Genomic DNA, 22,528 nt, shown 5'->3' with positions numbered 1-22,528 from the left:
GTTTTATTATTCTCCACTAATAGTCGTTTCCTTCTTGTAGAGCTTATCTATAAAGCGAGTTACAATATGTATGATTGTAATAAGCGATGCCATTTCTATAGACTTTATAAAGCTAACCCCTATAAAATAATAACCCATAAGCAAAGTTGCAAAAAAATAAACTCCCACCGCTAATGTTAACTTAAACATATTTACAACACTCCCGACATTTCGTTTTCCGGCAGCTTTTTTTCTTAGGAGTATTTTCCAATTATACACTAGACGTACAAATAGCTAATTTGTTGCGTTAATATGTACATTAATCAAACAAAGCTGCCGATCGTGCGATCGGCAGCTTTGTTTCGTTTGGCTATTCAAATAACATTCTCAAGTTTGCTTAGACCTGTCCAATGTCGGATGGTGGTTGCGAATTTCTTTCGCAAATGGCTTCTTCCGTTAGTGGGACAAGAAACTCTACGCCAAATTTTGCTGCGCTCGCTTGCACCTCCTCGATGAAAGGACGGAAACTCGTATTGTATTCTTGGAACGCAAGTTCAAAATCACCATCGCATTTTTGAAAAGCATCAGCCAAGGCGGCCGCTCCATCTATAGCAAGCGACCCTCCCATGCCAGCAGCCGGGGAGGCGCAGTATCCAGCATCACCAACAAGAGCTACTCTGCCTTTTGTCCAAGACGGCATTTTCATTTGGCACAGCTTGTCAAAGTAAAAGGTTTTCGAGTTCTTCACTTCTTCCAGCAATTCCGGCGTTCGCCAACTTACCCCTGAAAACTGATCCAAAATGATATTCCGCTGCTGTTCTTCGTTTCGGTAGTCGTAAGGGATTTCCTTCTCCGAATAAAAACAGAGGACGATATCGGTTTTATTGTTGTAGGCGTTCAGAAACACGGCCTTGCCAGGCTCATTGTACATCTGTGTTGTATTCTCCCGGATCAACGACTTATTCACGATTGTGATAGAGAAATAAGTTTTAAGGAAATGTGAAAATCCCTCCTCCTCACCAAAACAATATTTCCTGACTGCAGAATGAATACCATCGCAGCCAAATACCAGGTCAAACGAGCGCTTCTGCCCCCCTTTGAAAGCTACGTCGACGCCATTACTTTCTTCCTTCAACGATGCTATGCTTTCGCCGAAAAGAAACTCGACATCATCTTTAACTGCCACGAACATCATATTCAGCAATACATCTCGCTCGATTTCGTATTCATCTTCCGCTGGCTGCCCACTGTCATTTTGAATGATTTCTAATCTTTCAGTTACATCATCGGAATTTTTGAATTCCACCGATTCCATGGTTATTCTATTCGACTGGATTTGGTCGAACAGCCCCATACGCTTTACGATGTCGATCGTATTTCCGCGGATATTTACAGGAGTGCCGCCTTTTTTGAGACCTTTGGCGATCTCAACAATGGTTACTTTTAATCCCAACTTCTTCATCCAGTAAGCTGTTGAGAGGCCCGCGAAACTCGCCCCGCTAATTAATATATTTTTCATATTAAATTTCCTCATTTCGTAAATTTATTTATGATCCACAATATTTCTGATGACGTTTGTATAGATTAAAACAGCTATATAAACAGAATATAAACAGCTCGTGCAGAGCCTCGCGACCGCAAAAAAAAATAGATTGGCAGACGACAAAAAAACATATAGACAAAAAAAGCCGCAGTTTATGCGACTTCCTTTGTATATATGTTCTTGTCGTCTTCCAGTATTAATTCACAATTCTTTTCGCGTAAACCAGTGAAGATGCAAACCATGTGCCTTCCATTGGCTCGTAGGTTACCTTCGCTCGTCCGCCGCCGCATTGAAGGACATAATGCTTGCCATTTACAACGCCAGCATAAATTCCGACGTGACCGCCGCCTCCGCTTGTCGAGCGGTTTAATGTTCCGTTACCGGGATCAGCAGAGTTTTTGAAGAACAGCAGATCTCCAACCTTTAAATTTTTATATTTATTTTTGGAATCTAGGATGACTTGCTTGCCGATGCTGCTGCTGTAGCGTTGTGTGCGGGAAGCGCTGGAGAACTTGATTCCGAGCGTGCTGCTGTATACCCAGGAAGTAAAGTTCGAGCAGTCAAAACCGTAACCGGCCTTTTGTACTCCGCTGCGCCATTTGACACCAAGCTGAGTTTTGCCTTTTGTAATCAATTTACTGAGCTGCGTGCTTTGGACAGTAGATGCTGCTTCGACTTTAGGAGTAGTTACTCCAAATGCAGGTGCTTGTACAACTCCGGATAAAGCAATGACGCTGGCAAGAGTAATGATCCCTTTTTTGAAAATTGTTTTTTTAGTCATGTATGTATTCCTCCCAGTATGTGTTTGTGCGAGTATAAGCTGCCAGATCAAGTTTTGTTTGGCACTTTTATACTAATGACTTTCTACTGGGTAAGTCAGCCAATAAAAGTTACCAATTCGATTATAAATTCGAAAAATAAATTTTCTTTTATTAATCCTTTTTTATCCTAAAAAGAATAAAATGCAAACAAACACGGATATTAATCAAGAAGATAGATGTAATTATAGACAATATGTATATTTATCGAATGTAATTCTATATTTAATTTAGTAAAGGGGATATATGGTTTATTATTTATCGAATTATGGCGTTATTATAGTGCTCACTAACATAAGGGAATTATCTCGTTAAAGTTTTTTAATTTTGGGTTTTGTTCCAAAAAGAACCGATTATAGATGTTAATCTTACAATTGTGCTCAAATCAAAAGGGGGTGTCCCATCGTCATTTTCATGACTTATTGGGACACCCCCTTTTGATTTAGGGCTTATGCTTTACTTATCCAACAATCCTCTCCGGTACATTACCGTCAAAATTCTGAAGAAATCCCTGGACCCTCCATCCGCCGGAGCATCGATAAGTCCAAGCTCAATCGCCCGGTCAACAGCAGGCTCAGCCCATGCAGGCACCTTCATATCATGCTGTGCTTCGAGCTCCATTACACGAGCTGCCAACGCTTCGAACTGCTTCCGTTCCGCTTCGGTCATCGGTATATCTTCCTCCCCTAAATGATTGTTTAATTGAACTCGGACCTTATCCATAAAAATGTCCCAGCCGTTAGCCCTCGCTCGGATAATATGCGGACAGTTTTTTCCGCTCCAATGGTTATGCTGGACAACTGCTTCAATCGGCAGCTTAAGCTTATACAAAAGATCGCCGACAAGCCGCGCAGCCCGAGCCTCTGCTTCGGTCCTGTTGCCATCCGAATTTTCACAGATTTCTATGCCAATTGATGTTTGGTTGCCCTCTCCAGTACTTCCGTCTCCCGCATGCCAACCATGTTCGGTAGTGGGTAAATGCTGAACAACCCGTGTATCATCAACCGTGTAATGCCAGGACACAGGGAGTTTTGCAGCTTCATCGCCCTTCAGATACTTTGCATGCATAAGGGCATCGGCCCCTTTTCCCGGATTTGCTGTATCATGTATCGTAATAAAATGTGGTCCTTCTATCGGAATACGGGGTCGATTAGCACGGCCAGCGGGAATCATATCAACTTGAATGATCTCGAAAATATGCCTCACTTCCTCTGCAATTGTGCTCCTATTTATAGTTATATAAATATTGTGAAACTGCTGAAATGGTTTGTGCAATGCAGTATAAAAAAATAAGCCAGGCATCTATGCCTGGCTTCATCATATAAACATCTTAGATAAGATGCTTCTCTTCTTTTCTTCTTATAAATCCGAACAAGCCCCGCTTCCGCTTCTCCTGCTTCTCCTCCAGAATCCGCTTCACACCATGCAGCAGCAGTTTAGATCTAAGCTCGTCCTCATGGCTGATCTTTCTCATCTCCGCGAAAAACTGTTTGTCCATCTGCTACCATCTCCGTCAAATGCATCATGTTGTACACTAGAGTCCTATTGTACTTCCGCACCAATAAACTTGTCAAAATTTGTCGTAAACTAAGAAAAAAGTCCCGTATTCAACCCTTTTCTCAAGGCAAATACGGGACTTTATATTTATTCACTTACACATATTGTTAAAATTAGAAACCTACTGCCACTTGCTCAGCTTTTGCTACGCCTTCAGCAATAATTGCTTCTGCTTTGTCGCTGAATTGGTTATGGCCTTCAACAATAACAGTCTCCAAGTTCGTTACGCCGAAGAAGCCCATGATGTTCTTAACATAGTTAAGGGACATTTCTGCTGCTGCAAAAGGACCTTCAGAATACACACCGCCGCGAGCGTTCAGCAAAGCAACTTTTTTGTCGCCTTGAAGACCAACTGGGCCATTTGCTGTATATTTGAATGTTTTACCAGCACGGTTCAAGTAGTCAATGTAAGTGTGCAGTACAGCTGGAACAGTGAAGTTCCAAAGCGGGAAGCCAAATACAACTTTATCTGCAGCAATAAATTGATCCAGGTATTTATCAGCAATGCTTACAGCTGTTTGCTCTTCTGCAGTCAGCTCCATGCCTTGAGCTGCTTTGAAGCCACCGTTGATCAGGTTAGCATTCAGGTAAGGAAGTTCTTGTTTGAACAGGTCCAGCTCAATAATAGTGTCTTGCGGGTGAGTTGCTTTATAGCTAGCCAAGAAAGCGTCATACAGCTTAACGCTGACAGCTTGTTCTCCACGGTCATTTGCTTTTACGAACAGTACAGTACTCATCTTTTTAATTCCCTCCATAAAATAATTTGCAGTAACTTTTTGTAACTACCTTTATTTTATAGAGATTTAACCCCGCCAACATCGGCAATTAGGCGGAAAATAGTTCGGGACTGGTCTTACGACTTTTGGCGTAGACCCTTTATGCCATTTGCCCCTTATCTTGAAACAATGGTGCCGCAAACAGCGCTGCCTGCGTACGGTCTGTTAATTCCAGCTTGCTCAATATGCTGCTTACATGCGTCTTAACTGTCTTTTCAGCGACAATAAGCGTTTGTGCAATGTCCTTATTGCTTTGCCCTTTCGTGAGCAGCTCCAGTACCTCAAGCTCCCTTGGCGTCAATGCATCAAGTGATTTGTCCTTACTCACAGACCGTCTAACCAGCTCCGTTCTAGCCTCCGGCTCCGGACGACTAAGCAGCGCTCGTGATATATCCGGGTGCAGCTGAATGTTCCCTTTATAGGCGCTTCTTATCGCTTCGGCGAGCTGATCCGGCTCTACATCCTTCAGCATGTAACCGATCGCACCAGTTTGAAGGGCAGGAACGATATGGCTTTGATCAGAAAAACTAGTCAGCACCAGCACTTTGATATGCGGATGCTGCTCCTTAATTAAGGCGCTTGCCTCAATCCCGTCCATGATCGGCATATTCAAATCCATTAGGACGATATCCGGCTGAAGCTCTGCCGCCTTTTCCACGGCTTCCTGCCCGTTATGTGCTTCCCCGACCAATTCGAAATCCGGCTGCATCGAGAGAAAGAATGAGATTCCTTTTAAAACGATTTGATGATCATCTGCAAGCAAAATTTTGATTTTCATAATAAGTAATCACCGCTGCTTCCCTTCTCTTCTGCGCAATGCGCCTGGACCGATTCAAGCGGTATAATCGCTCTAACAATGGTCGCTTTCCCTCTGCCGCTTGTAATCGTCAAGGAGCCGCCAAGCGTTTCTGCCCGCTCCCGCATAGAACGCATCCCCATCGTTTGACGTCCTTTTTTTCGGTCCACTTGAAAACCAGCTCCTTCATCCTTAACCTCCAGCACCGCAGCTCCATCCTGCTGCTTATTGAGCCGTATATAAGCGGTCTCTGTCCCGGAATGCTTCCGAACATTATTTAAGGCTTCCTGACCAATCCGCCAGAACGCTTCTTCAATCGCACGCGGGAGTTCCTTCACCCCGTCCGTCCGGTCATAAACGGTTAAATTAAGCCCTTGCCCATATTGCTTGAGCGCTGGCAGAAGTCCATTCTCCAAGCCTGCCGGATGAAGTTGCCAGATGAGCGTGCGCATCTCCTTTAGCGCCTCTTGCGAGAGTTGTTGAATTTCAAGAAGAGACTTCTGCACAACAGGATCCTTCCCAGCAAGGATGGTCTCCGCTCCTTTCGCAAGGAAAGATAAAGAGAATACCTTCTGTACAACAGAATCATGAAGATCACGCGCCATCCTGTTCCGTTCCTCCATGCGGGCAAGCTCGCTCCGATGCTCATACACCCGCAAATTCTCTACACCTAATGTAAAATGATCACCAAGTGAATACATAAAGTCCTCATTAAGCCCATCAAATTGCTGCTGATCCGGACTGCTGATGAACATCACGCCAATCGTACGGCTGCGGACACGCAGTGGAATCGCTGCTGCCGAACGATAAGGCGGAATACCAACACTGCTTAACAAACCGCCTTCGATACAAGACGATTCAGTTACCAAACGATTGTCCCGCAGAGCCAAGCTGACAAGACCAGCAGACTCAGTGGCGAGTGACTGCCATTCCTTTGTCACTTTCCCATTAGAATATAAAGCCCTAAGTGATAACTGCTGCCCGTCAAACATAAATAAGGAGACATTCGGCCAGCCGAAGGCGTCTCCAATATATTGTACCGCCTTGATCGGCAGCTGATTAATATCCTGAACACCGTTAATCTGCTGAATCACATCTCCAAGCTTTGCATACAGCATTGCATTCTGTTCTTGCGCCTGATACAGACGAATCCGATTTATCGCTGTTCCAATCTGAAGGGCGATAGCCTGCAGCAGAGCAAGCTCTTCCTCACTGAATTGTTCCTTGCCAGCCTGCGCAACATTCAGCAGTCCGAACCGGTCTTTGCCTGCCTTAAGTGGTACAGTCGCATGATGGGTAATACCTTCCGTACTTCCCAATTGATGAGTAACTGAATAGTTAATTCTTTTGCATTCAATAATATTAACAGCATGGGTAAGCTTAAGCTGGCGATAACGCTCCACGCACCAGCAGTCTTCCCCGCACATAAGCGCATAATTGCCGACCGTTAAGGCGGGAGGCAGGTTATGATGGGCCGCGCAAGTATTTCCAGGCACATCATCATCAATCAAGAAAATCCAGCCTGTCGTAAAATCAGTCACTTCAAGCAGCTTCGCTAACACATCATTCAACATTTGATCCATATCATTGGTCGTGTTGAGCATTTCTGCGATTTCCTTAAGCGCAGCGAGCTCGCTCTCCCGAATTTCCCTTGGCATCCGGCACCCCTCCTCTTCTACGACCATTATACACTTACTTTTCCCCATGCCTCCAGCAAAGCATGCCGGAACAGCTCATCCAGCTGTTCATCCGCCAGACCTTCAGCCGAATGTAATGCTTTGGCTGCTTGCTCGTAATAAGTAATTTGGGCTTCCAAATAATCATTAAGCAGCTCAATACGTGGCTCCATGCTGAGCTCTTCTCCGGCACGTTTTCGCACAAGCAGGCTTTGAATGATGCGATACAGCTCGCTTTCAGCGGGCACCAGCTCAGCAACAAGCTGCTCGAACAGGATAGGCGGCATTGCATTATATTTCTCAATCCAGCCGCAGGCAAGCAGTGGACGAAGGACGTAAAAATATTTTTTCACCCGTACCGTATCGCCCTGTAAATATTCCCGGTAATTGCCCTTTGCCATATGAAGATAATGAAACATACAGGACTTTGGTGAAAAGGTAGCTTGGGAAAAGGTACGGATACGTTCAGCTGTTGAGTAAGGTTCACGATATCGGATCGGCGATTGCAGCCATTCCAGGAGAGGTGGATTCGACTTGCTGAACAAGCCCAGAGCCTTACGTAAATCCCAGCCGTTAATATCAAGCATCTCGCTGATCGGACATTCGATCACATCCCGGCGCTCCCGGATCGATAAATACCATTCCACCGGGCGTACGTAGAGAAAGCGAACGTCATAATCACTGTCTTTCGAAGGAAAGCCCCAAGCCCTGGAACCGGACTCGCAGGCATACAGGATACGGACATTCTCCTCCTCCTCGATGCGAGCAAGCTCGGCTTCGATCTTCAACCGATAATGTTCATCCATGCCGCACTCCTCCTAATTTGTACGTTTGCCGCCCAGCAGCTGATTTAACTGCTCAACCAAGTTGCCTCCACCTGTCAATGATACACTGCCGACGTTATCGCATATTTTCTCCAGGAACTCGAGCTCCTTCAAGCGGTACAGCGTTGCGTTCTCATCCATCAGCTTTGCCGTGTTCAGCAGGCTTCTCGTAGATGCAGTTTCCTCTCGGCGGGTAATGAGATTAGCTTGCGCTTTTTTCTCCGCTAGAAGTACCGTATTCATAATGTCCTTCACTTCGCCCGGCAGAATGATGTCCTTCACCCCTGCACTTAGGAACGCAACACCATACTCCCCGCTCCTTACTGCCAGCCGTTCCAGCACAAAAGCACCAATCTCCTGCTTCGTACGAAGCAGCTCGTCGAGCTTCATTGTCCCTACATATTCCCGCAGTACTAATTGAAGCTGGATATACAGCTGTTCTTCGAATCCTTTAATCTCCATCGCCTTAAGCGGATCCTTCATCACATACTGGCTTACAAAGTTTAACCGCAGTGTCACTTTATCCTCTGTCATCATTTCTTGACCGGTTAGGTCAAGCTGCTGACGGCGCATATCAACTGTTCGGACGGATATGGTGACTGGCGTGTGCCAGAACCGGTATTTGCCGGGACCAAGCTCGCGCTGCAGCACATTATCATAGAACAAGAATCCTCTCTCATGTCCTGCGACCTCATGGGTGCTGTAAAGTCCATTCAACTTCATCAGATCAGCCGCTTTAAGCGTTGCTGGCAGTTCAATCTCCAGCGTGTTCAACCGAGTGAACGTATGCGTAATCGCTGATTTCCAATAGGCATGCTTCCCTACCTTTAGGACGCCCTTGCATCTATTATCTTCATAGTGAAGCACGTATTCATCATCAGCGACATCTACAACAAGAAGCTCTTCCATCAAATTACTGTCATGCAGGAACAACGCCAGCTCCTTGCCCGGTACCACAAATGGTTTCGTCACATCCATCACATAGACCGTCATTTTCGCGAAAAAGGGAAAGCGATGCTTGCCCGGACCAAGCAGGTGAGTATAACTGCCATCCTTGAATAACAATCCTCGCTGGTCATTTTGAATCGTAATTTTGTTTATATATGTAGTCATAGGTAGATATCCTCCTAAAATGAAATACCACACAATTAGCTTGATTTTGTGCTTATGGTGAAAATGCTCCCGATCCAGAAGCGGAGTCCAGCTTAAGAACCGATATTGTTCTGCTCTCCGGCGTCGCATCCAGCAGTGAAACAAGCATTTTTGCCTAGCTTGCTCTCACTCGCTTTGTGCAGCAGCCATTGATGCAGCGCATCTCCGGATCGGTATCCGCGAACTGCATAGCTTCCGTGTTTGGTGCAGCTATAAGTGCCTGCTGAGCATTTTCGCCAACTGCATTATTACATGTTTGAATTCACTCGAGTGAAAGTCGAGTATTGGCTCAACCAAGATCGTCTTAACAGGACGATGGAGGAATCGAACCTCCACAATATTTAGGTAAAGTACGTTCCGACTCCGACAGCACACCACGTACAGAGACTGTACCGGCGCTGCGGGATTAATCATCCATCGAAATCCCAGCCCGGTTCGGCCCGGCCGTTGCTTTACAAAACCTATTATCATTCAGATCACACTTCCGGAACATGGTGAAAGTATGGCGATCGAAAACTTTTAACAGAAAAAGTGAATTTCTTTTTCTGTTGAAAGTTACATCGGAAGCATAGGCTTAAACTTTTCACAGCGCCACCCATCCCTGATGCTTCATTGGATTTCGTCCACCTTATTGGTCAAACTGACGTAACTTGCTCTGCTACGTTGGATTCCATACAGTGAAATATGCTCCTTGATCCAAGTAATTCATGAAGAAGCCTGATTAGGTTGGATAGGATCCAGCATAGAGGATCTCAAATAACAAAAGGATTCAAAGCTAATGGATAAAATCCAACGTACACTCAAACTTTTCTGTCCTCTTCCTCCATCGCTTGTTACAATAAAAGAATCAATCCTCTTCCTTTCGAAAGGGGCCTTAGGAAACGTGGCAAAAGAAAGCTTTGATAAAGAAATTCAATTCCTCCGCATGCTTGTACTGACAAGCGGCGCTTATAATCGGCAGCAGTTTGCTGACCGGCTTGGCATCTCTGTACATACTTTCGATAAAACGATCCGGCGGCTGAAGGATATTGCCGGGACGGTCCAGCAGCAAGCTGCAGAGGAACCGAACAAAGCAATGTCGGATATGCTGCGGACGAGCTATTACGAATCAGCAGATCCGCTGCTGCTTTTCCTGTTCCGCTCCAAGTCACTTAAAGAATCCGAGAGCTATCGGTTATCCCTTATCATCGCTGTTTTACAGGAGCAGTCGCTCACTTCCCTTGAGATATTAGATCTTTGCAGCGAAGGGATGCCCGAGGAGCTGTCCCTGCCAGATGAGAAAACAATCCGTTCCGATCTAAAATATTTGGAGCAGGCTGGCGTCATACGGCGACTAGCAGGTGGAAGACCACAGAAGTATACCGCGCATAATGATTTTGTCAGCGAACTGACGGATGAGGAATTATCGGACTTGTATGCTTTTGTAGACGTAATGGCGAATACGCAAGTCCCTTCCGTTCAAGGATATCTGCTCCGTGACAGCCTGAAGAAGGCGATGAGACGGCGGCAGCTGCCAGATGGAGCAAGCGATCTCTTCTTATATAAATACCATTATCATTCGCGTATTCTTGACGAAGCGCATCTCTATACGATCATGCAGGCGATTGAAGCAAGACGGAAGCTGAGCTTCCATTACTTCACACCCAAATCGAATCAAAGCTATCATTCAAAAAATACGAATCCACTGTTCGCCAGGCAGTCCGAAGGCAGGCTGATCGAGATGCTGCCGCTGAAGGTTGCCTATGACCATCAATATGGACGTTGGTATTTGCTTGGCTATAGCTCAGGCAGATCGGGTGTGGCCATCTTCCGGATGGAGGGCCTTACACAGCTTGAGGAAAGTGTTCTAGTTAACGAAGAGGAGTATCAGGCGAAGCTAGCCTCGCTTGAGCGGAATACGCAATTTAGCTGGCTGGTTGATATGGGCAGGCCCGTAGAAGTGAAAGTGAGGTTTTTTAATCCATTCGGCGCAAAACGCAACTTCATCAAAGAACGGGTGCTGCTGCAAGGCCAATGGGGAGTTATAACAGAACAAGATGAGGAGTCTTTCCTCTTCGAAATTACAGTGAATGGCACACAGGAGATTAAGCCTTGGCTGCGCAGCTTTGGCTCAAGCTGTGAGGTGTTAGAGCCTTCGGTATTACGCCGGGAGCTGATTAAAGAATGGAAGGAGCTGGCGGCATATTATGAACCTGTTCGAAAAAATATTCAATTACAAGATGATGGCACAGCTTGATGAGCATGGTGCCATTGCCGTTACTACACAAGAACGACGCTGGCTCCTGATGATGCTGGAACATCCGGAAGCTGCTTCAGCACTTGAAGCGGATACGCTGGCGAGACTTCGGCAAAGCCTTGGTATGGATGACAAGTTGCAGGACCCTGAACGTATACGCGGCATTATTGTAGAAAAAGCTGGCAGCGTTTCTTCCTCCATCTATCATCCGCTAATGCGGACACTTCGGCGGATGATCGTGAACAAATCCGGCATGCAGCTCCTCTATTCCCGCAAGGACGGGACAATTTTGCCCCGTCAAACCGGCGTTCCGTATAAACTGGAATATTCCATGGTGAAACGGGAATGGTACCTTCTCTGGTACAACCGGCGAACACGCTCCTTGATGTCGACCAAATTACGAAGCATTCAACAGGTGCAGGAGATCCCTGTAAGTGCGGAGTTTTTTGATCAGGCGGCCGCAACGCTTGCCAGACAACTCGACAAGCGTATGCAGCACGCGGCTATTGAGATCATTCCGGCTTATAATAAAGAGCTTTCGCGTATTCTTTATGCCTTCTCATGCTTTGACAAGCAAGTTCATTATGACGAGCAGGCGGACACTTATACGATTAAATTGACCTTTCTTGGCGATGAAACGGAATATATTCTGTCAAAGCTTCGTTTTCTCGGCCTTCGTGTCCGTGTGACTGACCATCCTTTTATGAAGTTTCGAATGCGAGAAGCCGCACAGAAATCTTTAGCCCGTTACGGATTAAATCTCGAACCGGCTGAGGACAATAACGGCGTTATGTCCGCCGAAGCCGAATGAATTGGATACGCCAATACGCAGCGAAGCGGATTGTAGATGTGAAGAGACGTTGGTGATTCCGCACTCTGGATCCAACTGTTCCAAGTTTATCGTTGGCGGCACGATACCTTCGCGAAGACTTTGAATTAAGGCAATCGCTTCAACACCGCCTGCTGCGCCAAGCATATGGCCTAACATGGACTTGTTCGCCGTCACCGCAATCCGGCTGGCCTCCTCGCCAAACAATCGGCTGATGGCCTGCCCTTCCGAGCGGTCGCCAAGTCCTGTACTTGTTGCATGCGCGCTGATTATATCCACTTCAGATGGGCTGATTCCTGCATCAGCAATAGCCGTCCGCATAGCCGTCAGCGCCCCAGCTCCTTCAGGATGTGTAGCCACGACATGATAAGCATCGGAGCTTGCCCCATAACCTAGCACTTCTCCATAAATCTCAGCATTCCGTTTCTGAGCATGCGCGAGAGATTCAAGGACAACGATACCTGCTCCTTCTGACATCACAAATCCATCCCGATCTGTATCAAAAGGCCGGCTAGCTGCCTTAGGATCATCATTTCGTGAAGATATAGCTTGGGCATTGCCAAAGCTTGCAAGCGACAGTTCATTTACCGCAGCCTCAGCCCCTCCTGCAATAACGACATCAGCGATACCAAGCCGAATGAGCCTCATCGCTTCACCAATCGCGGTATTCCCGATCGAGCAGGCGGTAACCGGCGCTAATGTTGGACCTGTTAACTGGTATCGAATGCTGATGGATGCCGCTGCCATGTTCGCAATCATCATCGGTACGAGCATCGGACTAACACGCTCCGGTCCGCGATCACGTAATATGCGGTCCTGTTCAACCAATGTACTTAACCCGCCGATTCCTGACCCAACATATACGCCAATCCGGTCCCGATCCATTTCATCGAGCTTCAGCCCTGCATTACTGATTGCTTGGTCAGCTGCCGCAACGGCAAATTGAACGAAACGATCCATCTTTCTTGCTTCTTTCCGTCCGAACAATCCTTCCGGGTCAAAGCCGCTTATTACCCCTGCCATTTTGGTTTTTAACCTTGCTGTATCAAAAGTCTCTATACGAGAAATACCCGATTCGCCCTGCTTCATCCGGGTCCACATTTCATCAACCGAATTTCCAAGCGGTGAGATAACTCCCATTCCGGTTAAAACGACTCGTTCCATATTCATCAACACTCCTTCATTAGATGTTGCTTCTTCAGCACTCGAAAATTAGTACCTGATATTAATTCATGTTGCCACAGCCGTTATCCTATTACAAGTTGTTGTTTATCCTAGTATAATGAGTACTATGAACAATCCTACTGGAGGTATCAATCGATATGAACCATAGAACAAGGCTAGCCGCTCTCTCCAGCTTTCTTAAAGCACAACGTGCCAAACTATCTCCCGAAGATGCTGGTCTGCCCCCAGGTATCCGAAGAAGAACACCTGGCCTAAGACGGGAAGAGGTTGCTGTGCTGGCCGGCGTAAGTACGACCTGGTATACATGGCTGGAGCAAGGCCGGGATATTCAAGTATCGCCCAATGTGCTGGATGCCGTCGCTTCCGCGCTGCGACTCACTCATGATGAACGCAACTACTTGTATGGCCTTGCCATGGAGTCTGGAACAGGTACATTATCCACAAGCGTAATACCTTCCTACTCCTCCGATGCTGTCAGCCCGCCCTTACGTAAAATTTTGCAAGAACTCCGGCAATGTCCTTCCATCATTTCGGACCGCCGCTGCCAGATTGTTGGCTGGAACGAAGCTGCTGCACATGTCTTTGTTGATTTTGCTCAGATTCCCGAGCAGGAACGAAATATGATCAGACTACTTTTTACAAGGCAAGAGCTGAAGCGTCTCGCTGTTAATTGGAAGCAGTTCGCCAGCGGTTTTTTATCGATCTTCCGGGCTTATTACGGGCAATATGTAGAGGATAATTGGTATGATCAGTTTTTGAAGGAAATGATGGAGCTGCACCCGGATTTCCAAGAGCTGTGGGAGCATAGCGAGGTTCGTACCGCACCCGAGGTGGTGCTTGAATTCCGGCATGCGAAGGCAGGGAAAATGCTCTTCCATCTCACCTCCCTGCAATTACAAGGTGGGTCGGATCTGCGCTGCAGCATTTATACTCCAGCACCAGACAGCGATACGGAAGAAAAATTAAGCAAGCTGATGCGAGGAAAGCCGTCTTAGCCCACGATCAGGGCCAAAGACGGCTTTCTTCCTCACTCAGACAAATTTATTAAATGTCTGCAACCATACGATTGGTCAGAGCACCAAGCTTCTCAATTTCAATGGTCACAACATCTCCAGCTTTGAGGTAGACCTGCTTCTCAGGCGGGTAACCCATCATGACACCTTCCGGAGTGCCGGTCAGAATAATGTCTCCCGGCTGAAGGGTCATACATTGCGAGATATAGCTCACAATTTCCTGGCAGTTAAAGATCATATCGGATGTATTCGAGTCTTGGCGAACTTCGCCATTAACCGTACAACTGATCCGCAATGCATTTGGATCTCCTACCTCATCCTTGGAGACAAGGTATGGCCCGATCGGCGCGAATTTATCGCAGGACTTACCCGCCAGCCACTGGCTTGTCCGCGTCTGCAAATCACGGGCCGACAGGTCATTGGATGCACAATAACCAAATACATAATCAAGTGCTTCATCCACAGTTACATTTTTCGCCGTACGTCCGATCACAATGGCAAGCTCCGCCTCATAATCAACCTTCTGCGTGGCCTGCGGCAGAGGCACAGCATCCCCATGAGCCGCCAGCGCGTTATTAAATTTGCTGAACAGAATCGGATATTCCGGCAGCGGCATGTTGGTCTCCTCCGCATGTTTACGGTAATTGAGGCCGATACAAATGATTTTCCCTGGCTCTGGCACACAAGGACCATAATCGATTTCCGATTCGTTTATGTAAAAGACTTGTTCACCCTCCATGCCCGCAATACATTGTTGAAGATTCTCCCATTCCGTCTCTCCGCCATGCAATAAACCACTTATTGTGTTTGCTGCTCCTGGAACGCTGCTTGCATCGATGATCCCTTTATCCGTCCATATTCCCATGCGGTAAGAAGCAAAAGCTTCCTTTTCCCTGAAAGCGACTAATCTCATGAACAAATCCTCCCCGTATTCGAGATAAAAAAAAAGTGCGGCAACTTTCTCCATTATAGCCCTGCTTGATCCCCGGAACAAAATAAAAAACTCCCCGTACAGCACATAGGCTGCACAAGGAGCTGCTGTATTCCTTATTTCAACTTGCCCACACCAGTTGCGATTTGCTCAATTTGAGCATTCGTCAAAGCTTGATCCGCCGAGCTGATTGTTACATATCGGTCGTCGATTTGGAAGGACAACATCGCCGTGTCACTTGGCTTAAACCATTTCGCTTTTACACCATTCGATAGCGTTACACTCGTGCTGTCATACCCGAAGGAATAGTCACGCGGCGAGATTTGGACGGTCATATGTTTGAACCAGAAGATAACCGAATCTCCGCTTGCTACTTTTTGGAAAGCATCTCCTTTTGACATTTGCATAGGAGCGTAAGCAGCTGTAAATCCATCAAACTTGGCATACTCCGCTTTAATTTCCTTTGTCTGTGCTGCCGTATACGCTACAGCAGTTAGATCCGTGTTTTGGGAAGCTCCCACTTTTGTTACGCTTACTACTGCTTTTTCCAGTTGGGATTTGCTAAGCTTCCCGCTCGGGGAGCTTACCGTTACAAAACGGTCATCCACTTTTACAGTCAGCATTTGCGTTTTGCCTTCTGTATACCATTTTGCCTTTGCTCCGTTTGATAAAGTCACCGTTGTACCGTCATATTCGTACGAGTAATCACGCGGCGATACGCTGACTGTCATGTTCTTGAAAAGCAGGTTTACGCCATCTGCTGTTGCTGCTACCTTTTGCAGGGCATCGCCTTTGATCATCATTTGTGGAGCATAAGCTGTTTCAAATCCGTCGAAACCAGCAAAAGCTTTCTTGATCTCGTCGAGCTGAGCTGCTGTATAGTTCGTCAATACCCACTGATCAGTTGTACTTGTACCAATATAGATCGTGTTCGTCTTGCTATCATACTGGATTGGTGTATTCAACGCATTGGAGAGGGCACGAACCGGCAGGTAAGTCGTGTCATGATACGTAATTGGTGCAAGCTTATTTCCGTTCTCATCTTTAGGAATATAAGTGCTGCCGTCAATTTTAAAGCCGATGCTGTAGTTCAAAAAGGCACTGATCTTTTGCAAATTTGTTCCTGCAAATACACCAGCTGCTCCCGATACGGTCATCCCTGCGATCATCATTGTTGCAACTGTTCTTTTAATGTTTTTGTTCATTTTTATTATCTCCTTTAGAGTGAGTTTTTTGTATTTTTAACTTCTGAACTTTTATCTCTTTAATTTCTTATAACCTGCATGCGCTTGTTTGAAGCTCCTTACTGACTTCAGTATATAGAGGCGATATCTCTAAACCATTTCTGGCTTGTAACGAACCTGTAAACTCTGTAGTTGTATTTCAAAATCGCCTATACAAAAAAAAACTCCCCGTACAGCTGAAGAAGCTGTACGGGGAGCCCTTAAGAGCTTATTTCAATTTTGCTACGCCAGTTGCAACTTGCTCGATTTGAGCCTTTGTCAGACTGTTATCAGCCGAGCTGATTGTCACATAACGGTCGTCAATTTGGAAAGTCAGCATCGCTGTATCACTTGGTGTAAACCATTTTGCTTTCACACCGTTTGGCAGTGTTACATTCGTGCTCTCATAACCAACCGAGTAGTCACGTGGTGAGATTTGAACGTTCATGTGCTTGAACAAGAAGTTTACGGAATCTCCACTCGCTACATTTTGGAACGCATCATCTTTTACCATTTTTGTTGGGGCATAAGCGGCAGTGAAGCCGTCAAATTTCGCAAATTCGTCTTTAATCGCTTTTGTTTGAGCAGCCGAATACGTTACTGTTGCCAGATCCGTTTGGACAGCCCCCACTTTTACAACGTTAACCGCTACTTTTTCCAACTGAGCTTGAGTTAGCTTCCCGTTCGGGGAGCTCAAAGTAACATAACGGTCATCCACTTTTACAGTCAGCATTTGAGTATCGCCTGGTTTGTACCATTTTGCTTTTACTCCGTTCGATAACGTCACCGATGTACCGTCATATTCAGAGGAGTAATCACGCGGCGATACGTTGACTGTCATGTTGTTGAAGAGCAGGTTCACACCGTCTGCAGTAGCCGCAGATTTTTGCAATGCATCACCATTTACGATCATTTGTGGTGCATATGGTGCTTCAAATCCGTCAAAGTTGGCAAAAGCTTTTTTGAGCTCATCCAGTTGAGCTGCTGTATAGGTTACTTTTACTAGATCTGTTTGGATAGCGCCTACTTTTGTTACGCTTACTACTGCTTTTTCCAGTTGGGATTTGCTCAGCTTCCCGCTCGGCGAGCTTACCGTTACAAAACGGTCATCCACTTTTACAGTCAGCATTTGCGTTTTACCTTCTGTATACCATTTTGCTTTTGCTCCATTTGATAACGTCACCGATGTACCGTCATATTCATAGGAGTAATCACGTGGCGATACGTTGACTGTCATATCCTTGAAGAGCAGGTTTACACCATCCGCTGTTGTTGCTACCTTTTGCAGGGCATCGCCTTTGATCATCATTTGTGGAGCATAAGCCGTTTCGAATCCGTCGAAGCCAGCAAAAGCTTTCTTGATCTCGTCGAGCTGAGCTGCTGTATAGTTCGTCAATACCCATTGATCAGTTGTACTTGTACCAATATAGATCGTGTTCGTCTTGCTATCATACTGGATTGGTGTATTCAACGCATTGGAAAGGGCGCGAACCGGCAGGTAAGTCGTGTCATGATACGTAATTGGTGCAAGCTTATTGCCGTTCTCATCTTTAGGAATATAAGTGCTGCCGTCAATTTTAAAGCCGATGCTGTAGTTCAAAAAGGCACTGATCTTTTGCATATTCGTGCCGGCATATACCCCAGCCGCTCCTGAAAATGTCATCCCTGCGATCATCATCGTTGCAACAGTTCTTTTAACGTTTTTGTTCATTTTTATAATCTCCTTTAGAATCGTTTTTTTGTGTGTTTTCTTCTAATTTCTAACCTTTTTATCTCTCTGATTTTTATAACCTGTTTGCACTTGTTTGAAGCTCCTTACTGACTTCAGTATATAAAGGCGATATCTCTAAACCATTTCCAGCTTGTAACGAACCTGTAAACATTTTGCCTCACCTAGTTTCTAATTCATTCGTTGCTCTCTCCTTCATTGCTTGTTGTTGTTCTTGTTGATAAACCTAGTATAGTAAGCCGATATCTCCAAAACATATCGGGCTTGTATCGAACCTGTAACGTTTATAGGGATAAAAATAAGATAAAAAAAGATCCGGATCAATTGATCCGGATCTTCATTTGAAATCAATAATATGAGTGACAGCTATACCGTCCTTTCCCGACACCGTTACACCAAGACGTGTACCTGACGGATTCCAGCTTAACGGATATTCAGGGAAATAACTTGGTCCGATTGGAGAAACCTTGCCGGTTGCCGAATCAAAAATATAGACTCCGTTCATCCCGCTCTGATTCTCAGTATATAACGCCGCCGCAAGCTTCATCGAATCCGGTGACCACGCTATATAAGGAATCAAATCACCTTTTGCAATAGACAGTCCTTCCGCGCTTCCATTCGAATCAAATATACGCAGCTCACTGCCAGCCTTACCGGCTTCCTTCTGAACTTCGACTGCAAGATGTTTGCCATCAGGCGATAGCTGGAACGTCATCACATGTTTGACCAACACGGTTGGCTTCGGATCACCAGGTACGAATTGCTTTAAGGTCTGGTTGCTATCCGTGTAATAAATATGACCTTGGCCGGTTCCGAAGTTCGTAAATGGCTGTTCTCCCAGGTCTGGATCATCAAGCTTCAACAGCGTCATGGTTCCATCGACCTTAATCTGACGGATATCACCAAGTCCGTTCATTGAACCTGCAGCAAGAATATAAGTTGTATTGTCCAGCCAGCCGCCGCTCTCCAAATAGTTGCTGCCCGTTATTTCTGTCGTTTTTCCGGTGATGACTTCTTTAATAAAGTTACGTGCCGTATATTTATCCTTCCACTGCTGGATGAAAACATACTTACCGTCAGGCGAAGGCTGCTCCTTCTCGACCGTTTCAATCTTCTTCACAGGCTCAGCGGCCGATTTCAGCTCGTTATTACTTAAATCAATCTTCATCGTAGTGTATTCGTATTTAGCCTCTTCTGTAGCTGTAGCCTTCTTGACAATCTTGGTATACATGAGCTGTACCTGATCGTCAGACATCCACTTCTCCATACTAGCTCCCTCGAAACGGTGAATTCTTTGCACCACAACATCCTGATTTGGTTTTGGCTTTGAGCCTTTAACGACCGTCAATTCCCCGTGTTTATTCGTGTTATTACCATTATTCGCAGGATCACCATTCTGAGTAGAGGAGCACGCTGCAAGAGCTGCTGCGAGCGACAGCACTGCACCTAATTTAATGATCTTGTTCATCGCTAATCCTCCCGGACTTTATAACCAGTTTTTCTTAGTATAAAAGCCCCTTATGTCGAAAACATCTCTGAATTGTATCCAAGTTGTAACAACCTTATTATTTAGTTACCTACCGGATCGCCGGGCAAGGAAATAACGAATCGGGAGCCATCGGAGCCTGATTCGGCCAGCTTGATGGAGCCATGCTGCTTCTCTGCCAGACTCTTTACCAAAGCGAGCCCAAGTCCAGTACCTCCGGTTTCGCGTGAACGATCATCACTAACCGTAAAAAACGGATCGAAAATCTGACTCTGCAGCTCTTCAGGAATACCAATCCCGTTGTCCGCTACTTCGATGACAACTCGACGTTCGCCAGTCGCATCCGTCTCCGAACGGTTCGATAGACGTACCCACCCTCCGGAACGATTATATTTCACCGCATTATCAAGCAGATTTGTGACCATATGCATAAGATTCTCCTGGTCCGCCCACACCTGGTCATCGATCAAATCGGAAGAAAGGGAAATACCTCGCTTTTCCGCCTTGATATGCAACCGTCCTAGAGCCTCTTTCAGCAGCGGCTTTACCTCGAATAAGGCAGCATTTGTCTCAAAATCGTAAATATCCATTGATGAGAGCTGGAGCGCCTTCTCGATAAGGGCATATAACCTTTCCGCTTCTTTGCTGATCTGGATCCGAGCATTTTGCAGCAGAACTGGATCATCACTATACATACCAAGCAGATCCGAATAAGCAAGAATCGAAGTTAACGGGGTTTTTAATTCATGGCTGATATTGCCGATAAATTGCTTCTGCTGCTGCTCAAGCTCCTGTAATCGCTGGATAGCGGTCAACAGCTTCTGCTTCTCTTCATTCAACTCGTTAACATAGGAAGAAATGCTGCCGCTCATATCATAAATCCCTTCCGACAGCTCTCCGATTTCATCCCGCCGACGGATAGGCGGCTTGTCTAGATAACGGCCTTGACCGATCTCCCGGGCAGCCTGATTTAGTTTCCCAAGGATAAACACTTGCCGCCAAACGTATAAATATCCGAGTAGGAGGCCAACAGCCAATACGGCAGCACCTGTCCCGATAAACAAGTCACGGATATGACGGTAGAACATTTTTTGTTCTTGCAGCGAACCATGGAACTGTACACTGCCAAGAAATTGATCAGCATTATAAAGAGGTGCCAGATACAAGACCTGATTACCCAGTGTAATGTATGCTGCTTGACCATTGGCCGTATGAGCAAGTGCTTCCTTAACATCAGTCAGGGGCTGAACAGGCAGCGATGTCCCAGCAAACTCCCCGGCAGCACTATACAGCGTGACCGCGATGCCGCTTTGTCCACCAAGATCCACTGCCAGGCTTTGGCCATTTCGTTCCATAAATTCATCTGGCGATACCCGCTCCCCAGTCAAATACTCCTCACGTACCCGAAGATTCGCCGAATTCGCTAGTTGGGCGAAGTTTTGCTCCATCCTTCTTTGTTGATCCTCACGGATACCCGCAAGCACCAGCATACTCAGCAGCACCACAACAAAAGCGAGCAGCAAAGCGAGAAATAAGGTTATTTTCCCTTTCAGACCGATCCTGAACTTATGCCGGGAAACGGCGGATCGGGTCATGAGTTTGTCCTCGTGCTTTTATAACCAATACCATACACGGTCTGGATGTGTCCCTGCCAATCACCCAGCTTCTTGCGAAGCCGTTGAACATGAATATCTACTGTACGGGTTCCGCCTGCGAAATCCATCTCCCACACCTGCTCAAGCAGCGCTTCACGAGTGTATACCCGATCAGGATGCTGGGCTAGCAGCGCCAGCAAATCAAACTCTTTTGGCGTTAAATCTAGCAGTTGTCCATCAATTTTAACCGTGCGGCTGAGCAGTTCGATCAATATCCCGCCAAGCTCGATCCGCCCCTCTTTGCTCGAAGCCGGATCCGGCGTTTCAATCTGGCGCCTTCTGTACAGCGCCTTTACTCGGGCGACCACTTCCCGGATATCAAATGGCTTCGTCATATAATCGTCGGCTCCAAGCTCAAGCCCAAGCACCTTGTCTACAATATCGTTCTTAACCGTAAGCAGCATAACTGCTGGTCTGTTATTCTCGTCAAGCTTTCGGCACACTTCGTAGCCGTTCATCTTTGGCATCATCACATCAAGCACCATTACATCTGGCTTGAATACGGATACCTTTTCCAGTGCTTCCAAACCATCTCCGGCCGTCTCCACTATATATCCTTCACGCTGCAGCGCATAAGCAATCGCGCTGGAGATACTAACTTCATCATCTACAACCAGCACTTTGATCATGCCGTGTTCACTCCTCGTCCGTATTACTATGTATTCTTTTCATTATAACAAAAACAAAACAAAAAAAAGCCCTTGCTGCGCAAGGACTTGTTGGTTTTAAGTTATGGTGCGGTAGACAGGATTTGAACCTGCACGTCCATGGGACACTACCCCCTCAAGATAGCGTGTCTGCCGTTCCACCACTACCGCACATTTTAAATTGTTTTCCTTCATACCATGTCACTTCGAGGGAAGAAGTAAATGGTGAGCCATGAAGGACTCGAACCTTCGACACCCTGATTAAAAGTCAGGTGCTCTACCAACTGAGCTAATGGCTCTCATGTTGTAAAACGCACTCTTGAGAGCTTGCTTCACTCATTGAGGAAATTTGGTGACCCGTAGGGGACTCGAACCCCTGTTACCTCCGTGAAAGGGAGGTGTCTTAACCACTTGACCAACGGGCCTTACTTGTTTCTTTTTCCTATCGTCATCTCTCTCGAGCGACTTGTCCA

Annotated in this window: 20 protein-coding genes and 3 tRNA genes; 3 read left to right on the top strand and 20 right to left on the bottom strand. The window is 46.2% G+C overall.

All coding sequences use genetic code 11. From position 1 onward, the window contains the following. Nucleotides 1–6: 6 nt before the first annotated feature. From FHS17_RS16490 to FHS17_RS16445, 10 genes are all read right to left on the bottom strand, one after another. Nucleotides 7–189 (bottom strand): hypothetical protein, encoded by a 183-nt coding sequence (locus FHS17_RS16490; protein ID WP_167279477.1) that lies wholly within the window; start codon nucleotides 187–189, stop codon nucleotides 7–9. A gap of 187 nt (nucleotides 190–376) precedes the next feature. Then, the gene (locus tag FHS17_RS16485; RefSeq protein WP_208420403.1) at nucleotides 377–1,498 is read right to left on the bottom strand and encodes an FAD-dependent monooxygenase; all 1,122 of its coding nucleotides are present in this window, start codon (nucleotides 1,496–1,498) and stop codon (nucleotides 377–379) included. 220 nt (nucleotides 1,499–1,718) lie between these two features. Next, the gene (locus tag FHS17_RS16480) at nucleotides 1,719–2,303 is read right to left on the bottom strand and encodes a C40 family peptidase (protein WP_167279475.1); all 585 of its coding nucleotides are present in this window, start codon (nucleotides 2,301–2,303) and stop codon (nucleotides 1,719–1,721) included. Between the two features lie 493 nt (nucleotides 2,304–2,796). Then, complete coding sequence (locus FHS17_RS16475; protein ID WP_279590366.1) at nucleotides 2,797–3,513, bottom strand: peptidoglycan recognition protein family protein; 717 nt, start codon at nucleotides 3,511–3,513, stop codon at nucleotides 2,797–2,799. 157 nt (nucleotides 3,514–3,670) lie between these two features. Next, the gene (locus FHS17_RS16470) at nucleotides 3,671–3,838 is read right to left on the bottom strand and encodes a hypothetical protein (RefSeq protein ID WP_167279473.1); all 168 of its coding nucleotides are present in this window, start codon (nucleotides 3,836–3,838) and stop codon (nucleotides 3,671–3,673) included. 172 nt (nucleotides 3,839–4,010) lie between these two features. After that, nucleotides 4,011–4,634: an FMN-dependent NADH-azoreductase gene (locus tag FHS17_RS16465; RefSeq protein ID WP_167279472.1), complete on the bottom strand. Its 624-nt coding sequence runs from the start codon at nucleotides 4,632–4,634 to the stop codon at nucleotides 4,011–4,013. Nucleotides 4,635–4,773: 139 nt separating this feature from the next. Further along, complete coding sequence (locus FHS17_RS16460; protein ID WP_167279471.1) at nucleotides 4,774–5,451, bottom strand: response regulator; 678 nt, start codon at nucleotides 5,449–5,451, stop codon at nucleotides 4,774–4,776. Beyond that, on the bottom strand, nucleotides 5,448–7,127 hold the full coding sequence (locus FHS17_RS16455; protein ID WP_167279470.1) for a GAF domain-containing sensor histidine kinase: 1,680 nt from the start codon (nucleotides 7,125–7,127) through the stop codon (nucleotides 5,448–5,450). The genes FHS17_RS16460 and FHS17_RS16455 overlap by 4 nt, the downstream gene beginning before the upstream one ends. 26 nt (nucleotides 7,128–7,153) lie before the next feature. Next, entirely contained in the window at nucleotides 7,154–7,951 is a 798-nt protein-coding gene (locus FHS17_RS16450; protein ID WP_167279469.1) for a nucleotidyltransferase domain-containing protein, read from the bottom strand. Between the two features lie 12 nt (nucleotides 7,952–7,963). After that, a complete protein-coding gene (locus FHS17_RS16445; protein WP_167279468.1) occupies nucleotides 7,964–9,082 on the bottom strand; it encodes a slipin family protein in 1,119 nt (372 codons plus the stop codon). A gap of 922 nt (nucleotides 9,083–10,004) precedes the next feature. Between FHS17_RS16445 and FHS17_RS16440 the strand changes: the two genes are divergently transcribed. Both FHS17_RS16440 and FHS17_RS16435 read left to right on the top strand, forming a co-directional pair. Next, complete coding sequence (locus FHS17_RS16440; RefSeq protein WP_167279467.1) at nucleotides 10,005–11,357, top strand: WCX domain-containing protein; 1,353 nt, start codon at nucleotides 10,005–10,007, stop codon at nucleotides 11,355–11,357. After that, nucleotides 11,308–12,168 (top strand): WYL domain-containing protein, encoded by an 861-nt coding sequence (locus FHS17_RS16435; RefSeq protein ID WP_167279466.1) that lies wholly within the window; start codon nucleotides 11,308–11,310, stop codon nucleotides 12,166–12,168. The genes FHS17_RS16440 and FHS17_RS16435 overlap by 50 nt, the downstream gene beginning before the upstream one ends. On the opposite strand, the gene fabF is transcribed toward FHS17_RS16435, so the two are convergent. Continuing rightward, complete coding sequence (gene fabF / locus FHS17_RS16430) at nucleotides 12,112–13,350, bottom strand: beta-ketoacyl-ACP synthase II (protein ID WP_167279465.1); 1,239 nt, start codon at nucleotides 13,348–13,350, stop codon at nucleotides 12,112–12,114. The genes FHS17_RS16435 and fabF overlap by 57 nt on opposite strands. Nucleotides 13,351–13,508: 158 nt before the next feature. Between fabF and FHS17_RS16425 the strand changes: the two genes are divergently transcribed. Then, entirely contained in the window at nucleotides 13,509–14,366 is an 858-nt protein-coding gene (locus FHS17_RS16425) for a helix-turn-helix transcriptional regulator (RefSeq protein WP_167279464.1), read from the top strand. 49 nt (nucleotides 14,367–14,415) lie between these two features. Here the strand turns inward: FHS17_RS16425 and FHS17_RS16420 are convergent, their stop codons facing one another. The 9 genes from FHS17_RS16420 to FHS17_RS16380 all read right to left on the bottom strand — a co-directional run bounded on the left by FHS17_RS16420 (nucleotide 14,416) and on the right by FHS17_RS16380 (nucleotide 22,480). After that, complete coding sequence (locus FHS17_RS16420) at nucleotides 14,416–15,297, bottom strand: fumarylacetoacetate hydrolase family protein (protein ID WP_167279463.1); 882 nt, start codon at nucleotides 15,295–15,297, stop codon at nucleotides 14,416–14,418. Nucleotides 15,298–15,431: 134 nt separating this feature from the next. After that, nucleotides 15,432–16,520 carry a hypothetical protein gene (locus FHS17_RS16415; RefSeq protein WP_167279462.1) on the bottom strand — a complete coding sequence of 363 codons (1,089 nt, stop codon included), beginning with the start codon at nucleotides 16,518–16,520 and terminating at the stop codon, nucleotides 15,432–15,434. A 247-nt stretch (nucleotides 16,521–16,767) separates the two neighbouring features. After that, a complete protein-coding gene (locus FHS17_RS16410) occupies nucleotides 16,768–18,249 on the bottom strand; it encodes a hypothetical protein (protein ID WP_167279461.1) in 1,482 nt (493 codons plus the stop codon). A 355-nt stretch (nucleotides 18,250–18,604) separates the two neighbouring features. Continuing rightward, nucleotides 18,605–19,735, bottom strand: coding sequence for a hypothetical protein (locus FHS17_RS16405; protein ID WP_167279460.1), 1,131 nt, complete (start codon nucleotides 19,733–19,735; stop codon nucleotides 18,605–18,607). 101 nt (nucleotides 19,736–19,836) lie between these two features. Continuing rightward, nucleotides 19,837–21,348 (bottom strand): HAMP domain-containing sensor histidine kinase, encoded by a 1,512-nt coding sequence (locus FHS17_RS16400; RefSeq protein WP_167279459.1) that lies wholly within the window; start codon nucleotides 21,346–21,348, stop codon nucleotides 19,837–19,839. After that, nucleotides 21,345–22,037, bottom strand: a complete 693-nt coding sequence (locus FHS17_RS16395) for a response regulator transcription factor (RefSeq protein ID WP_167279458.1) — start codon at nucleotides 22,035–22,037, stop codon at nucleotides 21,345–21,347. The genes FHS17_RS16400 and FHS17_RS16395 overlap by 4 nt, the downstream gene beginning before the upstream one ends. Nucleotides 22,038–22,141: 104 nt before the next feature. Further along, a tRNA-Leu gene (locus FHS17_RS16390) sits at nucleotides 22,142–22,226 on the bottom strand. Between the two features lie 52 nt (nucleotides 22,227–22,278). Next, nucleotides 22,279–22,354, bottom strand: a tRNA-Lys gene (locus FHS17_RS16385). Between the two features lie 51 nt (nucleotides 22,355–22,405). Next, nucleotides 22,406–22,480: transfer RNA gene (locus FHS17_RS16380), tRNA-Glu, on the bottom strand. Nucleotides 22,481–22,528 lie beyond the last annotated feature (48 nt).

It is taken from the genome of Paenibacillus lupini (assembly GCF_011761355.1).
GTDB lineage: Bacteria > Bacillota > Bacilli > Paenibacillales > Paenibacillaceae > Pristimantibacillus > Pristimantibacillus lupini.
Note: the sequence above shows the minus strand (reverse complement) of the source record. Positions and strands in the feature narration are given on the sequence as shown.

Excerpts from the sequence above, each read along its gene's own strand:
- FHS17_RS16490 (WP_167279477.1), bottom strand. The coding sequence starts at position 189 with ATGTTTAAGTTAACATTAGCGGTGGGAGTTTATTTTTTTGCAACTTTG.
- FHS17_RS16485 (WP_208420403.1), bottom strand. The coding sequence starts at position 1,498 with ATGAAAAATATATTAATTAGCGGGGCGAGTTTCGCGGGCCTCTCAACA.
- FHS17_RS16480 (WP_167279475.1), bottom strand. The coding sequence starts at position 2,303 with ATGACTAAAAAAACAATTTTCAAAAAAGGGATCATTACTCTTGCCAGC.
- FHS17_RS16475 (WP_279590366.1), bottom strand. The coding sequence starts at position 3,513 with ATGATTCCCGCTGGCCGTGCTAATCGACCCCGTATTCCGATAGAAGGA.
- FHS17_RS16470 (WP_167279473.1), bottom strand. The coding sequence starts at position 3,838 with ATGGACAAACAGTTTTTCGCGGAGATGAGAAAGATCAGCCATGAGGAC.
- FHS17_RS16465 (WP_167279472.1), bottom strand. The coding sequence starts at position 4,634 with ATGAGTACTGTACTGTTCGTAAAAGCAAATGACCGTGGAGAACAAGCT.
- FHS17_RS16460 (WP_167279471.1), bottom strand. The coding sequence starts at position 5,451 with ATGAAAATCAAAATTTTGCTTGCAGATGATCATCAAATCGTTTTAAAA.
- FHS17_RS16455 (WP_167279470.1), bottom strand. The coding sequence starts at position 7,127 with ATGCCAAGGGAAATTCGGGAGAGCGAGCTCGCTGCGCTTAAGGAAATC.
- FHS17_RS16450 (WP_167279469.1), bottom strand. The coding sequence starts at position 7,951 with ATGGATGAACATTATCGGTTGAAGATCGAAGCCGAGCTTGCTCGCATC.
- FHS17_RS16445 (WP_167279468.1), bottom strand. The coding sequence starts at position 9,082 with ATGACTACATATATAAACAAAATTACGATTCAAAATGACCAGCGAGGA.
- FHS17_RS16435 (WP_167279466.1), top strand. The coding sequence starts at position 11,308 with ATGAACCTGTTCGAAAAAATATTCAATTACAAGATGATGGCACAGCTT.
- fabF (WP_167279465.1), bottom strand. The coding sequence starts at position 13,350 with ATGGAACGAGTCGTTTTAACCGGAATGGGAGTTATCTCACCGCTTGGA.
- FHS17_RS16425 (WP_167279464.1), top strand. The coding sequence starts at position 13,509 with ATGAACCATAGAACAAGGCTAGCCGCTCTCTCCAGCTTTCTTAAAGCA.
- FHS17_RS16420 (WP_167279463.1), bottom strand. The coding sequence starts at position 15,297 with ATGAGATTAGTCGCTTTCAGGGAAAAGGAAGCTTTTGCTTCTTACCGC.
- FHS17_RS16415 (WP_167279462.1), bottom strand. The coding sequence starts at position 16,520 with ATGAACAAAAACATTAAAAGAACAGTTGCAACAATGATGATCGCAGGG.
- FHS17_RS16410 (WP_167279461.1), bottom strand. The coding sequence starts at position 18,249 with ATGAACAAAAACGTTAAAAGAACTGTTGCAACGATGATGATCGCAGGG.
- FHS17_RS16405 (WP_167279460.1), bottom strand. The coding sequence starts at position 19,735 with ATGAACAAGATCATTAAATTAGGTGCAGTGCTGTCGCTCGCAGCAGCT.
- FHS17_RS16400 (WP_167279459.1), bottom strand. The coding sequence starts at position 21,348 with ATGACCCGATCCGCCGTTTCCCGGCATAAGTTCAGGATCGGTCTGAAA.
- FHS17_RS16395 (WP_167279458.1), bottom strand. The coding sequence starts at position 22,037 with ATGATCAAAGTGCTGGTTGTAGATGATGAAGTTAGTATCTCCAGCGCG.